At 38.3% G+C, this 13,301-nt stretch carries 12 protein-coding genes and 2 riboswitches; of the genes, 6 read left to right on the forward strand and 6 right to left on the reverse strand.

Translation table 11 applies throughout. The features are described 5' to 3' along the window. Nucleotides 1-44: 44 nt before the first annotated feature. Genes C1726_RS12330 through C1726_RS12340 form a run of 3 tightly spaced genes read right to left on the reverse strand, consistent with a single transcriptional unit; the run spans nt 45 to nt 2,767 of the window. On the reverse strand, nt 45-1,394 hold the full coding sequence (locus C1726_RS12330) for an amidohydrolase family protein (RefSeq protein WP_180968178.1): 1,350 nt from the start codon (nt 1,392-1,394) through the stop codon (nt 45-47). Between the two features lie 52 nt (nt 1,395-1,446). Next, complete coding sequence (locus tag C1726_RS12335) at nt 1,447-1,905, reverse strand: hypothetical protein (RefSeq protein WP_216629066.1); 459 nt, start codon at nt 1,903-1,905, stop codon at nt 1,447-1,449. A gap of 1 nt (nt 1,906) precedes the next feature. After that, nucleotides 1,907-2,767 carry a DUF3100 domain-containing protein gene (locus C1726_RS12340; protein ID WP_102273430.1) on the reverse strand — a complete coding sequence of 287 codons (861 nt, stop codon included), beginning with the start codon at nt 2,765-2,767 and terminating at the stop codon, nt 1,907-1,909. Nucleotides 2,768-2,932: 165 nt separating this feature from the next. Further along, nucleotides 2,933-3,034, reverse strand: a riboswitch (purine riboswitch). A 255-nt stretch (nt 3,035-3,289) separates the two neighbouring features. Next, nucleotides 3,290-3,382, forward strand: a riboswitch (cyclic di-GMP riboswitch). An 82-nt stretch (nt 3,383-3,464) separates the two neighbouring features. On the opposite strand from C1726_RS12340, the gene C1726_RS25905 reads away from it, so the two are divergent. Continuing rightward, nucleotides 3,465-4,826: a DUF5667 domain-containing protein gene (locus C1726_RS25905; protein WP_142385085.1), complete on the forward strand. Its 1,362-nt coding sequence runs from the start codon at nt 3,465-3,467 to the stop codon at nt 4,824-4,826. 288 nt (nt 4,827-5,114) lie between these two features. Continuing rightward, the gene (locus C1726_RS12350) at nt 5,115-6,623 is read left to right on the forward strand and encodes a malate:quinone oxidoreductase (RefSeq protein WP_102273431.1); all 1,509 of its coding nucleotides are present in this window, start codon (nt 5,115-5,117) and stop codon (nt 6,621-6,623) included. A gap of 121 nt (nt 6,624-6,744) precedes the next feature. Here C1726_RS12350 and C1726_RS12355 read toward each other — a convergent pair whose 3' ends face one another. Together C1726_RS12355 and C1726_RS12360 are read right to left on the reverse strand one after the other, a co-directional pair. Continuing rightward, complete coding sequence (locus C1726_RS12355; RefSeq protein WP_102273432.1) at nt 6,745-7,608, reverse strand: RNA polymerase sigma-70 factor; 864 nt, start codon at nt 7,606-7,608, stop codon at nt 6,745-6,747. Beyond that, on the reverse strand, nt 7,574-8,896 hold the full coding sequence (locus C1726_RS12360) for a phytoene desaturase family protein (RefSeq protein WP_102273433.1): 1,323 nt from the start codon (nt 8,894-8,896) through the stop codon (nt 7,574-7,576). The genes C1726_RS12355 and C1726_RS12360 overlap by 35 nt, the downstream gene beginning before the upstream one ends. A gap of 220 nt (nt 8,897-9,116) precedes the next feature. Between C1726_RS12360 and C1726_RS12365 the strand changes: the two genes are divergently transcribed. Next, on the forward strand, nt 9,117-9,863 hold the full coding sequence (locus C1726_RS12365; protein ID WP_102273434.1) for an SDR family NAD(P)-dependent oxidoreductase: 747 nt from the start codon (nt 9,117-9,119) through the stop codon (nt 9,861-9,863). A 43-nt stretch (nt 9,864-9,906) separates the two neighbouring features. On the opposite strand, the gene C1726_RS12370 is transcribed toward C1726_RS12365, so the two are convergent. Beyond that, nucleotides 9,907-10,521, reverse strand: a complete 615-nt coding sequence (locus C1726_RS12370) for a TetR/AcrR family transcriptional regulator (RefSeq protein WP_102273435.1) — start codon at nt 10,519-10,521, stop codon at nt 9,907-9,909. A gap of 259 nt (nt 10,522-10,780) precedes the next feature. Here C1726_RS12370 and C1726_RS12375 point away from each other — a divergent pair, with 259 nt between their 5' ends. From C1726_RS12375 to C1726_RS12385, 3 genes are read left to right on the forward strand one after another with little or no spacing between them, the layout of a single operon-like run. Further along, a complete protein-coding gene (locus C1726_RS12375) occupies nt 10,781-11,530 on the forward strand; it encodes a methionine ABC transporter ATP-binding protein (RefSeq protein WP_102273436.1) in 750 nt (249 codons plus the stop codon). Continuing rightward, entirely contained in the window at nt 11,523-12,185 is a 663-nt protein-coding gene (locus C1726_RS12380) for a methionine ABC transporter permease (RefSeq protein WP_102273437.1), read from the forward strand. The genes C1726_RS12375 and C1726_RS12380 overlap by 8 nt, the downstream gene beginning before the upstream one ends. A gap of 19 nt (nt 12,186-12,204) precedes the next feature. Next, nucleotides 12,205-13,041, forward strand: a complete 837-nt coding sequence (locus tag C1726_RS12385; protein WP_102273438.1) for a MetQ/NlpA family ABC transporter substrate-binding protein — start codon at nt 12,205-12,207, stop codon at nt 13,039-13,041. Nucleotides 13,042-13,301: the final 260 nt, after the last annotated feature.

Raw genomic sequence — 13,301 nt, forward strand, 5'->3', positions numbered from 1 at the left:
TATAAGACCTCAATTATTATTCACCCTAAACAATGAAGACAGGGTTAGATGTTTGCTCGTATAGAAAGCTCCTTCATGGCAAGCTTGCTTTCATATTTTATTTTTTCTTCATCCATTGTCAGCACTTCTCTGTTTTTCATTAATATTTTTCCATCAACTATACAATCCGTTATATCATTACTATTAACAGATTCAATGAGGGTGTTTAACAAATGATGAGTGGGCTGAATATGGGGCTGATCAATGTTAATTAAGACCATGTCCGCCTTTTTGCCAACTTCCAGTGTTCCTAACTGATGCTCCTTGAACATGGCTTTAGCTCCGCCTAATGTTGCCATTTCTATAATGTTTTTGGAGGGCATTGCTGCAGGATCAAAGATCGGTACTCCCCAAAAAGCTCGTACGAGGGATTTAAATACCTTCATCTGGTCAAATAAGCTCAATCCGGAATGACCGGCTCCGTCTGTTCCTAAGCCAACACCTATTCCTTTTTGCAGTAGGCTAGGTGTTTTAGGAATCCCTTTCCCTGAATTACTGATTGGACAGTGAACCACCTTACTGTTGTGTGCTTTGATAATATCCATTTCGTTTTCGGAAAGAAGAATACTATGGGCACCTAGGAAGTTTTGATCCAGGACACCTAAAGATTCAAGATATTCAAATGGGCGCATTTTAAAATTTTCTAAGCAATAACTGATTTCATTTGTATATTCGTTCATATGGGATTGCACACTTGTGGAGCATTCATTTGCTGCTTCAAAAACTTTCTGGATTAAATCAGGTGTACAAGTAATAATGGATCTTAGTGAAAACCATACATCCACTCTTCCGTCACCTGCCCCATGAAAATGGTTATACAAATCCAGATTTCTGCGAATATTTTCCTCTGCCCCCGATTTCATCGTATCAGGAATATCCTTGCCATAATCCATTGTGGAACAAGTAATAACACCTCTTAAACCAGATTCCAAAACAGATTCCGCTGCCTTATGCATATGTCTTCCGCCTGCATCGATGAATGCAGTTGTGCCAGACTTAATCATCTCAAGACAGCTTAGCTGAGAACTTATATAAACATCTTTTTCCTGAAGAGTGCTTTCAAATGGAACCATGATTCGTGTCCAAATCATAGGGTATTCATCGGTGATTCTTCCGCGCAGAAGCTGCTGGCATGTATGAGTATGCGCATCAATTAGTCCGGGCATGACTAATTTGCCTTTTCCATCGAAGGTTTCGCGTGCTTGATACATATTGGAGAGTGAGGCGGCATTTCCAATATCTACAATGGCTTTATTCTTAATTACTACGTTTTGGTCATTTAATATGTTAAAATCAGCGGTTAATATGGAACAGTTTTTAATAATTAAATCAGCGTTAAACTCCCTAATCTCCATAATCGTCCTCCTTAGATGTCTTCGTAAGGGGGGAGTTTCCCCCTTGATTTATTTAGAATGAATCTAACGCATTCGTTAAGTTCAAGAACACCTCAGCAAAAATGGCTTGGACAAGGAAAGTACCTGTAAAAACTAAAAGCGCCACGATGACCATTTTCCAGCTTTGGCTAATAAAGGCTTTAAAATTAAGACCAATTCCAGCAAGAGTACCAACGACTGTTATAGGAGCCATAAAAGATATTTTGGCCGTGTAATCAATAACCGGCTGAGAGATGGGGGAAATAGGACTTGCCACAAGAACGCCTGTAAGAACGACATAAACAATGGCAGGAATTTTTAGAGGAATAACTTTTCCTAAAAAGATCCCAATAAAAGCGATAGCCGATAAAATCAGTACACCTGGAATAGAGTCTGCAATGGATATATGATTTCCTATCAGATTAGCTGCTAGAGTTGTGATTACCGATGTTAGTAATAGGGATACAGTCCAATCACGCATATTCATTGTCATTTCAATTACCCGCTTTCATTGTATTTATTTGTTCGGTGCCCCTTGTATGCTTTGGACTAATTCTTGGCTCAAGGAAAAAATACAATTTTCTAGTCAATGGAAGTGAAATGAATAAGGTAAAGTAGATTCCAACAATGGCTGCTAGCATGTCACTTGCCCCAGCAAGCATTACAATCTGGTCAGCATATTCAGGATAGATGGCTGCCAGTGTGCTAGATGCAGCTGCCATCATCACACCACTCCCTATCCCGCAAGCCATAGCCAGTGCTAATGGATGGAAAATATCAGTTGCCGCTACGATGCTTGCCAAAAATCCAATGTAAATAGTGCCGATTAAAAATCCGATGATGTAAATGGAAAGTGCTCCCCTTGCTTCAGGTGAGTTGGCACCGTATAGATGACAAATCAATCCGTAATCCTTATCCCGGCATGTAGAACTAGTTGCGCCGATTGCTTCTTTTTTGATGCCCAGCAATAATGCAACTGGCAAGGCTAGAAAAATCGTTCCAACATGGCCTAGTTCTTGAAAAGCTAATGCTGGACCAATATCGACTAGCTTTGGAAGATTTGATCCAGCAAGCACGCCTATTTTTGCCATGAAAGGTGTAATGGCTACGAGAACAAGAGATGAAGCCTTTTTTGCTTCCTTTTCTTTAAAAAAACCAAAAATATCCCGTCCAAGTAAAACACTAATAACAATAGCGAATAGCATGGGATAAATAATGATTAATGCAGAACCTGCTTGGATTTTTTTCATTCCAATCATTTCTGCAATGAGAACGATCACGAGAGCTGCCAAGTATAAACGATAATTCTCTTTGATATTTTCTGCGATGGATCGATGCTGTTCTGTATTTTTCATCTTCTATTTTCCTCTCCTGCTGAGTTTATCTTTTTAAAATAAATCGTATAAATAGGAGTGAGAACAAAAGAAAAACTCTAGTTAAATGAACTAGAGTTTGACGTACAGAAAAAACAAAAAACGGAAAATAGCCGAATAAAGGTTTTATTCAGTGCTCATCACTTGCCGTAATCTGTCATTCCCCATAGTCAAACTATTTACGGTAGTTTGGTAGAAACTTTTGGACCATATCTCCAACTTTATACGAAGAATCAAGAAGACGAATAATATTATTTAATTTTTATTTAATGTTCGTGATTTTTACAATTTACATCATTTTTTGTAGGATGTCAAAGTTTTTTTTATTCATTTCCGATTGACTTTTAATGGATATGGTATGTGTGATTTTTTGAATCCTTATTTAAAAGAGGATGAATGCTGCTATTCTATTAAATAGAATCTCCTTGGGAAATTTTACACATATCTTTTATCATACATACTATTTATATTTAAGTTAATGATGGGACCGGAAAAATGTTCCTCGTTTGTAAAGGGCAAATCTATCGAAAGGTAGAGACGCAAAGTCACAGACCTACGGTGATTAGAAAAAGACACTATGGTGGCTGAACTGCCAAATGAAGAATGGAGAAAAAACTAAAAGTTGTAGAGTTTTATTCGAGATTCTTCCTAATTCAAAATTATTTTGGAGGGATTTTATATGTCAAAAGGAAATAAAAGTGTTCGTCATGTGCTTACAACAAGTGTTGTTGCCGCTGCGATTACTCTTACTGGAACAGGACAAGCTTTTGCTGATGAGCTGGTAGAACCGAATCGAATCGAGGAAACTGTCCAACGAAACCAATCAGCAGTATCTGATGAAGCAGTTTCTCAAGATTCAGCGACAAACGTTTTAGAAAGTGAAACAGAAGAAATTGCAAATACGGATGAGGTGACAAAAGAGGCTGATCAAGAAGGATCGGAATTAAATGAAGAGGGTAAAGACGAATCAGAAGAAAGTGAAGAAGAGCCAGCTTTACTACCTGGGGATTTCTTTTATTTCTTTAAATCTCTTCGTGAAAATGTTCAGCTTGCATTCACATTTGATGAAGTAAAAGAGGCCGAATTACTTGCTTCATTTGTGGAAGAACGTATTAAAGAGGCAGAAGCATTAATTGACGATAACCAAGAAGAACTAGCAAAAGAAATTCTTGAGAAAGCACTTAAGCAACAGGAAGAAGCGCTTGCTGCATATGAAAAATCTGAATCAGAAGAAGCTGACGATGAGGCAGCTCAACCCCCGCTTGATTCGATTCAAGCAGAATTTGAGGCGAAATTAGCTAATAATCTTATCGTATTAACGGCTGTTCTTGAAAAAGTTGAGAATCCTAAAGCAAAAGAGGCTATTCAAAAGAACATCGTTAAAGCACAGAAAAAGTTAGAAAAGAAACTGAATAAAGCATTGGCTAAACTTCAAGAGAACGATGAAGAAACAGCAGAAAAACAGAATGAGTTAGAAGAAAAACCAGCTAGTGGAGATGCTGTTCAGGAAGAGTCTGAAAAGGAAACTTCTGAGCTTAACGAAGAGGTAGCTGAGGTGCAGGAAGAAGAGACTGATGCAACAACGGTCACCGATAAAGATAAAGCTGCAGAAGGAGATCATGATGACGAAGAGAATAAAGATAATGGGTCTGAACGAGAAAAAACAACATCTAAAGTTGAAGAAAAACAGCGAGAAGCGGCTAGAAAGCAAGAAGTAAAAGTAAAAGTAAAAGAAGAAGCAAAAAAGGCTGAAGAAAAGCAGTTAGAAGCGGTAAAGAAACAAGAAGAGAAGGCAAAAGAAGAAACGAAAAAAGCTGAAGAGAGAGCAAGAGAAGAAGCAAAAAAGACTGAAGAGAAACAGCGGGACGCGATAAAGAAGCAAGAAGAGAAAGCAAAAGAAGAGGCAAAAAGGATTGAAGAAAAGCAGCGAGAAGAAGCAAAGAAACAAGCAGAAAAAGCAAAAAAGGCTGAAGAGAAACAGCAAGACGAATCAGAAAAGCGGGCAGAAAAAGAACGTAAAGAAGCAAATAAGGAAAAATAGTAATGTTGAGAGTAGGTTCCTCCCTACTCTTTTTTATATCTAGAAAAGGGGCAAGATATACATAATTTCAGCAATTGGAAGGACCCCCCATCTTTTTGCCAAATTTAAATAGTTTATTATTATCAGAAATTAGTAGATATTTTAATCTATTAATAATTATAATAGACTATGAGATAGTAAATTATTTAAGACAGAAAAGGTGTGTTCCTAAGTGGCTCCGAGATTAGTTGCCACCTATGCAGCAATGCCTACATTTTTTGGCGAATATAGCGGATAAGGAAGGTTATTATGAGCAGCGTACAGAACAAAACAGACGTTATCTTAATTGGTGCCGGAATTATGAGCGCAACTTTAGGATCTTTACTGAAAGAATTAGCACCGGAATGGGAAATTAAAGTGTTTGAAAAACTTGCAAAAGCAGGGGAAGAAAGCTCGAATGAGTGGAATAACGCGGGGACGGGTCATGCGGCACTGTGTGAGCTTAACTATACATCCGAAAAACCAGACGGATCGATAGATATTAGCAAAGCGATAAAGGTGAATGAGCAGTTCCAGCTTTCAAGACAGTATTGGGCGTATCTTGTTAACAACAATCTGATTCGTAATCCACAGGACTTTATTATGCCAATCCCGCATATGAGTTTAGTTCAAGGGGAAGAAAACGTAACCTATTTGAAAAAACGATTGGAAGCGCTGTCAAACAATCCTCTGTTTCAAGGAATGGAATTTTCCGATGATCCTGAAACACTGAAGGAATGGATACCGCTTATTATGGAAGGCCGTACAGCGAATGAACCGATAGCGGCAACAAAAATTGATTCTGGAACGGATGTCAATTTTGGAGCATTAACACGCATGCTGTTTGACCACTTAATGAATAACAAGGTTGAGATCAACTATAAGCATAGTGTGGAGGATATTAAACGTACGAACGATGGCTTGTGGGAAGTGAAAGTTCGTGATATCGATGGAGGAAAAACCGAATCTCATACTGCAAAATTCGTTTTTATTGGCGGTGGGGGCGGAAGTCTGCCTTTACTTCAAAAAACTGGCATACCAGAATCGAAGCATATTGGCGGATTCCCGGTAAGCGGATTATTTATGGTATGTAATAATCCAGAAGTAATTGAACAGCATCATGCAAAAGTGTACGGGAAAGCGAAGGTTGGAGCTCCTCCAATGTCTGTTCCGCATCTGGACACGAGATTTATTGACAATAAAAAATCATTGCTGTTTGGACCGTTTGCCGGCTTCACGCCAAAGTTCCTTAAAACAGGTTCAAATTTGGATTTGATCGGTTCTGTAAAACCGAATAATGTCATCACGATGCTGGCAGCAGGTGTAAAAGAGATGGCATTAACCAAATATTTGATCCAGCAAGTGATGTTATCGAATGAAAAGCGATTGGAAGAATTACGCGAGTTTATTCCAAATGCGAAGCTTGAGGATTGGGATATCGTTGTAGCTGGCCAGCGTGTACAAGTCATTAAAGATACGGATGCAGGTAAAGGAACGCTCCAATTTGGTACAGAAGTAGTTAGTGCTGAGGATGGCTCTGTTGCTGCTCTTCTTGGCGCATCCCCAGGTGCTTCTACAGCTGTACACGTCATGCTGGAGGTATTAGAAAGATGCTTCCCAGAGCATATGTTTGAATGGAAAGCGAAAATAAAAGAAATGATTCCTTCTTATGGTGTATCATTAACGGACAACCCTGAGCTTTTCCAGGAGATTCATACATCAACAGCTCAGACCCTTGGTTTAAGTGAAAAAGGTGAAAAGGAATTGGTTTATAGTTAATTCTTTTTAACAGAAGAAAAAATATTGTCCCTAAAAGGTATTCATATGAGTACCTTTTAGGGATAATTTTGTTATAAATCTAAAAGAACTACAATTAAGTCTTCCCCGATCTCTATCATTATTAATAAGCAGGTAATTTCTCCGGATTCATTGTTATATAGATTTCGTTAATTTTTTCCTCCCGAATATCAAAACTAAGGATACTTTGAAGTTTGCCATTCATGTATATCATAATGGCGGGCTGGCAATTCACACTTTTAACTTCAAAATAAAAGTCTTCAGGCGCTTTTTTTATGACTCCGTATAATAATGCTAAAACATTTGGAACGGATATAACTGGACGAACAGCAGCATGAACTTTCCCTCCGCCATCAGAGTATAGCGTGACATTTTCAGAAACAAGCTCTAATAAGTCATCCATGTTTTGTGTTTGAAATGCCTGGATAAAGCGAGAAATGATAGATTTATTTTTCTCATAGTTTAAGCTTTCCCCTTCTGCAAGAGTGATCTTTTGCTTCGCCCTGCTAAAAATCTTTCTGCAGTTTTCTTCCTTCTTTTCAATGATGGCTGCAATCTCTGAATATGGAAAATCAAGCACCTCTCTTAAAAGGAGAACTGCACGTTCATCTGGTCTCAAATGCTCCATCATCCGTAAATAAGCGATACTTAATCCTTCTTTTTGAATAGTCATTTCTGATGGATCGAAAGCATGTAATTTCTCATGTAATAACGGCTCAGGATTCCAAGGCCCTACATAATTTTCTCGTTTGTGCCGTGCCGACTTTAGTAGATCAAGGCAGAGGTTTGTCATCATTTTGCAGAGATAGGCCTTTTTATTTTTAATATCGTCCCCATTTATTTGGTAGGCTTTGAGAAATGTTTCTTGAACAAGATCTTCTGCTTCCACTACTGATCCTAACATCCGATAGCCTAATGAAAATAACAATGGTTTAAATAGCTGATACTCTTCCGTCGTAATTTGCATAGTTTTGCCTCTCCTCATTTAATATGACTTCTTTCGCCGCTTGTTTTCCGCTGCTGATTGCGCCTTCCGCCAGAATCGAGTGGGGAGAAGTCCAATCTCCTGCCATATATAATCGGGGAATTTCTGTTTTAGAACATTGCAGCTTTAGTTCATCTCCTATTTGCGGTAAGCGCTGGCTAACCGTAATGTCAGGGATAAATCGTCTTGAAATGACATATTGCTGCCAGCCTGGCTGCAGCCTATCTAAAAATTGTTCAAGCTCGTTTTTTACACTTGGTCCATCAGCGTTTTCATCTAGATGATGATATTTAAATACATGCAGCACTGCATTTTTTGAATGATCAGAGAGGCGTGCGTAAGTTGAATGAACAGAATAATAGAGGGGGTCCGTGATCCCCATAGCGAACAATTTCTTTGGATTAGGTAGCTGTGTTAAAGCGACATCTAATGTTGCCCCCTTTACTGGCGTTATTTGAGCAAGGAAATCCCGATTAGGAAGGCTCGCTGTTTCCCCTAACATATGAATAAGTTCGTGCGGACCAGTTGTACAAATTACATATTTCCCGAAAATTTCTTCGCCATTAGATAAAGCAAGTTTAAATGGGTCCTCTGTGTGGTTGCATTCTATTTGTTTTACAAGAGTATGTGATTGAACATGAACACCGGAGACAATTGCTTTATTATGAAGCTGGTCAATGATCGTCTGCCAGCCGCCATCAAGATATAGGACGCCTCCCATCGCATCTTTTATATGCGATACTGCTACGCTTGCGCTTATCTTTTCTGGAGCATGACAATAGGTGGCAAGTCTGCCAAGTGTGTATAGCAATAACTCAATGGTTTTTGATTGGGTAACTTGATTAATCCATTGCTGGAAAGTTTGATTTGCTAATTTTTCAGGATTGATACGTGAGATTTTCAATAGAATGGCAATCCACTCCAGCCGTTCTTTCGAATGTAAAAGACCAGTTGTAAATAGTTCTAGAGGAGAAAAAGGTGCAGTGTATTCAACATTTTTCTCCATAAGGATGCCGCCTAGTTTGGGTGATTTCCCATTAAGATGGATTCCTAAATATTCGAGAATGTGCCTGGCTTTTCCTTTTTTATAAAGGGCATGCGGACCAAGATTAAAATACTGTCCGTTCATCTTGTTTGTTCTAGCTCTTCCGCCAATACTTTTTCCCTTTTCCAAAATTAAAATAGATAAATTTGTATTCATTAAATAATTGGCTGCCACATAGCCTGCCAATCCCCCGCCAACAATGACAACATCCCATGTTTGTGTCATATAAAAACCTCCTTTTGTTCTTTCATAACTCAAGACGATAATGGGTGAATTGGTGTGACAACGTTTTGAATTAAAAACAGAGAATATTTTCTTGACGTGATGTATATAACTTCACAAATTAGACGTAATTATGTATAATGATTTTATCCTAGGTATTCATTTTAAAATGAATTTTTTGAAAAATAAGTATATGAGGTTTCTATATGAAAGGGAGATTATAATGGGACGTTTATCAGGTAAAGTAGCGATTATTACAGGTGCAGCATTAGGCATGGGAGCAGCTGAGGCAAAGCTTTTTGCAAAAGAAGGAGCGAAGGTTGTAGCGACGGATATTAAAGATGATGTGCTGCAGGAAGTAATCAATGAAATCAAAGCAAGCGGCGGTGAAGCTATTGGCTTGAAGCACAATGTTGTTTCAGAAGAAGAGTGGAAGAATGTTATTCAAACAGCGGTTGATGCGTACGGAAAAGTGGATATTTTAGTAAATAATGCTGGAATTGCAAGTCCAAAAACGATGGCACAAATGGAAATGGCTGAGTGGAATAAAGTTATGGATATTAACTTGAACGGTTGTGTCCTTGGAATGAAGTATGTAATTCCAGAAATGCAAAAGGCAGGCGGCGGTTCTCTAATTAATATTTCCTCAATTGGAGGAATTGTTGGAATGGCTGGGTCAAGCCCATATACAGCTGCAAAAGGTGCTTTACGAGCATTATCAAAATCAGCTGCTGTAGAATATGGGAAGGATAAAATTAGGGTAAATTCTGTTCACCCTGGTATTATTGAAACACCAATGACAGCTGACTCTTTCAATGATGCACTGCCTTTCTATAAAACATTTACACAACTTCCTTATTTCGGACAACCAGAAGATGTTGCTTACGGTGTATTATTCCTTGCGTCGGATGAATCACGCTTTATGACAGGTGCAGAACTTGTCATTGATGGCGGCTGGACAGCTCTATAATGGTCACATAAGAAAAATCCTCTCTATCTTTGAGAGGATTTTTTTAAAGTCTGTCCTTCATCGGATTATGATTATAAGGTCCTTTAATAGATAGATTCATTAATTGAAAGGCCATTTCTTCCTCAGATAAATGCATACCTCTTTCTACCCACCAAATGATTACTTCTAAAAAAGCAGATTCCACATATTTAATAATTAATTCTCGATTGGCTGTTAGATTTTGATCGTTAGGTTCAATTTGATTAATTCCTTCAGAAATAAACTCATGGATAAATGCTAATAGTCCTGTAGTCAAAGACGGGATGCGATTAGTTACGAGTAATGCTCTGTAAAAAGGATAATTTATTCCTATTTGATGGAATAATTGAACAAAACTAGGATGTGGCTGATCTTCTAGAAAATCAAAATTACCTAGAAATGATACCTGTTTGCTCACCTTTTCATGTAAATCATTTAGGGTTTCATTAATACATTGATTCATTAAATCGGTCTTATCTTTATAATGAAGGTAGAAAGTTGCTCGTTTCACTGTTGCACGCTCCGAAATATCCGCAACAGTAATTTGCTCGAATTCTCTTTCTTCCATTAACTCAATAAAAGCACGCTTCAATAAACTTTGTGTTCGCACTGTGCGAGGGTCTTTTCTTTTTGTAGGCATGGAATACTTTCCTTTACGAAAAAGTTTTATATAAAATTCTTATTTAGTTTATCATTTGCCTTTATAGATGGAAAGGAGCGGAAACCTTTGTTATATGATTTGCCTAGTTAGGGCATATAAAAGAATAAACTATAAAAAAGATTTTTAATTTACTAACTTGCACCTAAAAGGAGGGAATTGTCAAAATGACACTCCAGTCTATTTAGGCTATAATGATAAAGTTCTAATCACCTTTCAAACAGTGGAAAGGGGTTTTTTTATGATTCATTTACATAAGGTTAGTAAAAGTTTTTCGCAGTTTCAGGTCATTAAATCGGTATCTTTATCGATTAATAAAGGTGAGATATATGGGATCATTGGGGCAAGTGGGGCAGGAAAATCGACATTGCTGCGGCTAATGAATTTATTGGAATCACCTGATGAGGGCGAAGTAGAAGTGAATGGTCAAGATTTGACCAAATTGAACAGCCAAAAACTTCGGAAAGCCCGTCAATCGATCGGGATGATCTTTCAACATTTCAATTTAGTAGCAAATAAAACGGTATATGACAATGTGGCTATCCCTCTCGAACTAGCAAGAGTCCCAAGACAAGAACGCCGCAATCGGGTAGTTGAGTGTCTTCAATTTGTTGGATTGGAGAGTTTATTGGATAAATATCCTGCTGAATTAAGCGGGGGACAAAAGCAGCGTGTGGCTATTGCTAGGGCATTAGCGAATCACCCGCAAGTTTTGTTATGTGATGAGCCCACCTCCTCTCTTGATCCTAATACAACGGCTGAAATATTAGGTGTATTAGAAAATGTAAATAAAAGTCTCGGTGTGACGATTGTTATTGTCAGCCATGAGATGGAAGTAATTAAAAGCATATGTAATCGAGTAACTGTCATGGCGAATGGTGAAATCTATGACACCGTATCTATTGAACCAGAGGGAATCAAACAGTTAAGTGATCATCCAAATTGGTTTACCGAACAATTAATAAAGGATGGTGAGAAAAGCCATGCCTGAAATTTTAGTTCAATATGAAGCCGAAATTTGGACGGCAATCATCGAAACATTTGTTATGGTTGGTGTCTCTATTGCTGCTGCTGTCCTAATAGGACTGCCAGTAGGGACGCTGCTGTTTCTTTGCAGGAAGGGAAAAATACTGGAAAATCCGTTTGTTTTTTCAGTTTTAAATCTATTAGTTAATACAATCCGTTCCTTTCCTTTTTTATTGCTTGTTGTTTTTTTAATCCCATTTACAAGATTACTTATTGGGACGGCAATTGGTACAGCAGCTGCAACTGTACCATTATCGATCATCGCGATTGCTCATTATTCACGTTTAGTCGAGCAATCTTTATTGGACGTACCTAAAGGTGTGATGGAAGCAGCCATTTCAATGGGAGCATCTGTTAAGGAAATTATTTTTAAATTCCTTTTTGTTGAGGCTCGCTCTGGTCTTGTTCTAGGGCTGACTACATCCATTATTAGCTTCATTTCTTATTCGACGATCATGGGCGTAGTTGGTGGCGGCGGGATAGGAGATTTCGCGATCCGATACGGTTACCAGCAATTTAAAACAGATTTAATGATCTATATGATCGTTATTATGGTAATATTAGTACAGCTTATTCAATTCACTGGTACAACTGTATCTAGATTGATTGATAAAAGATAATAGTAAGGAGAAAAGTCAAATGAAAAAATTAGTATTACTTGTAGCCATGTTTCTGCTTATTTTAACTGGCTGTGGCCAAAATAAGGATGAAACAAAAGATAATGGCAGTGAAAAAGCTGCACCCGCTAAAGAAGAAGTGACATTAAAAGTAGCTTCGCTTATTCCGCCAATGACGGAAATTCTTGAGCTTGTTAAGCCAAAGCTAGCAGAAGAAGGCATTAACCTAGAAATGGTAGTATTAGGTGATAATGTGCAGCCCAATACAGCTTTAGCTGCAAAAGAAGTAGATGCAAATTTCTTTCAACATGTTCCATATATGGAGGAATTCAATAGAAACAACGATGCCGAGTTAGTTCCAATTGTTCCTATTTATTTTGCTAATTATGGTGTATATGCAAAAGAATACAAGTCAATGGACGAACTTCCGGAAGGTGCTGTCATTGCCATTGCAAATGATGTTTCCAATATAGATCGTTCCTTATCTTTACTTGCTCAGCATGGGGTCATTACGCTTAAGGAAAAAACAGGACCATATTATACACAAGCGGATATTACCGACAATCCTAAGAATTATAAATTCGAAGAGGTGGACTTGCTGATGCTGGCAAGAATGTATGATGACGCAGATGCCGTTGTTATGACACCTGCCTATGCTGCACCGCTTGGATTGACACCTAAAAGCGATGCACTCCTAACAGAAGGAGTAGAAAATGACTTTGCTATTACGCTTGTAGCACGAAAAGATAATGCTGACTCTGAGGCAATTCAAAAGCTGGCTAAAGCAATGACGAGCCCAGAGGTACGCGAATTTTTAGAAAAGAATTATGATGAAACGGCTATTCCAGCGTTTAAATAGGAATTTTTAAGGACTATTCGGGTTGTTTGTCACTACAGCCCGAATAGTCCTTTTTATTGGTTCGGCAAGATCAAAGGGAGAAAGTTGAACCAAGTTCGAAGTTCGTCTAGGTTCGGACAAGACTAAGAGGAAAGGCTCCAAACGAGTCCGAAGTCCTCTCGAGTTCGGACAAGATTAAGAGAAAAGGCTCCAAACGAGTCCGAAGTCCGCTTGAGTTCGGACAAGACTAAGAGGAAAGGCTCCAAACGAGTCCGAAGTCC

The organism is Cytobacillus massiliigabonensis (assembly GCF_900199725.1).
GTDB classification, from domain to species: Bacteria; Bacillota; Bacilli; order Bacillales; family Cytobacillaceae; genus Cytobacillus; species Cytobacillus massiliigabonensis.

Bases quoted from the DNA above. Each gene is read 5' to 3' on its own strand.
- C1726_RS12330 (WP_180968178.1), bottom strand. From the start codon at position 1,394: ATGGAGATTAGGGAGTTTAACGCTGATTTAATTATTAAAAACTGTTCC.
- C1726_RS12335 (WP_216629066.1), bottom strand. From the start codon at position 1,905: ATGACAATGAATATGCGTGATTGGACTGTATCCCTATTACTAACATCG.
- C1726_RS12340 (WP_102273430.1), bottom strand. From the start codon at position 2,767: ATGAAAAATACAGAACAGCATCGATCCATCGCAGAAAATATCAAAGAG.
- C1726_RS25905 (WP_142385085.1), top strand. From the start codon at position 3,465: ATGTCAAAAGGAAATAAAAGTGTTCGTCATGTGCTTACAACAAGTGTT.
- C1726_RS12350 (WP_102273431.1), top strand. From the start codon at position 5,115: ATGAGCAGCGTACAGAACAAAACAGACGTTATCTTAATTGGTGCCGGA.
- C1726_RS12355 (WP_102273432.1), bottom strand. From the start codon at position 7,608: ATGCAAATTACGACGGAAGAGTATCAGCTATTTAAACCATTGTTATTT.
- C1726_RS12360 (WP_102273433.1), bottom strand. From the start codon at position 8,896: ATGACACAAACATGGGATGTTGTCATTGTTGGCGGGGGATTGGCAGGC.
- C1726_RS12365 (WP_102273434.1), top strand. From the start codon at position 9,117: ATGGGACGTTTATCAGGTAAAGTAGCGATTATTACAGGTGCAGCATTA.
- C1726_RS12370 (WP_102273435.1), bottom strand. From the start codon at position 10,521: ATGCCTACAAAAAGAAAAGACCCTCGCACAGTGCGAACACAAAGTTTA.
- C1726_RS12375 (WP_102273436.1), top strand. From the start codon at position 10,781: ATGATTCATTTACATAAGGTTAGTAAAAGTTTTTCGCAGTTTCAGGTC.
- C1726_RS12380 (WP_102273437.1), top strand. From the start codon at position 11,523: ATGCCTGAAATTTTAGTTCAATATGAAGCCGAAATTTGGACGGCAATC.
- C1726_RS12385 (WP_102273438.1), top strand. From the start codon at position 12,205: ATGAAAAAATTAGTATTACTTGTAGCCATGTTTCTGCTTATTTTAACT.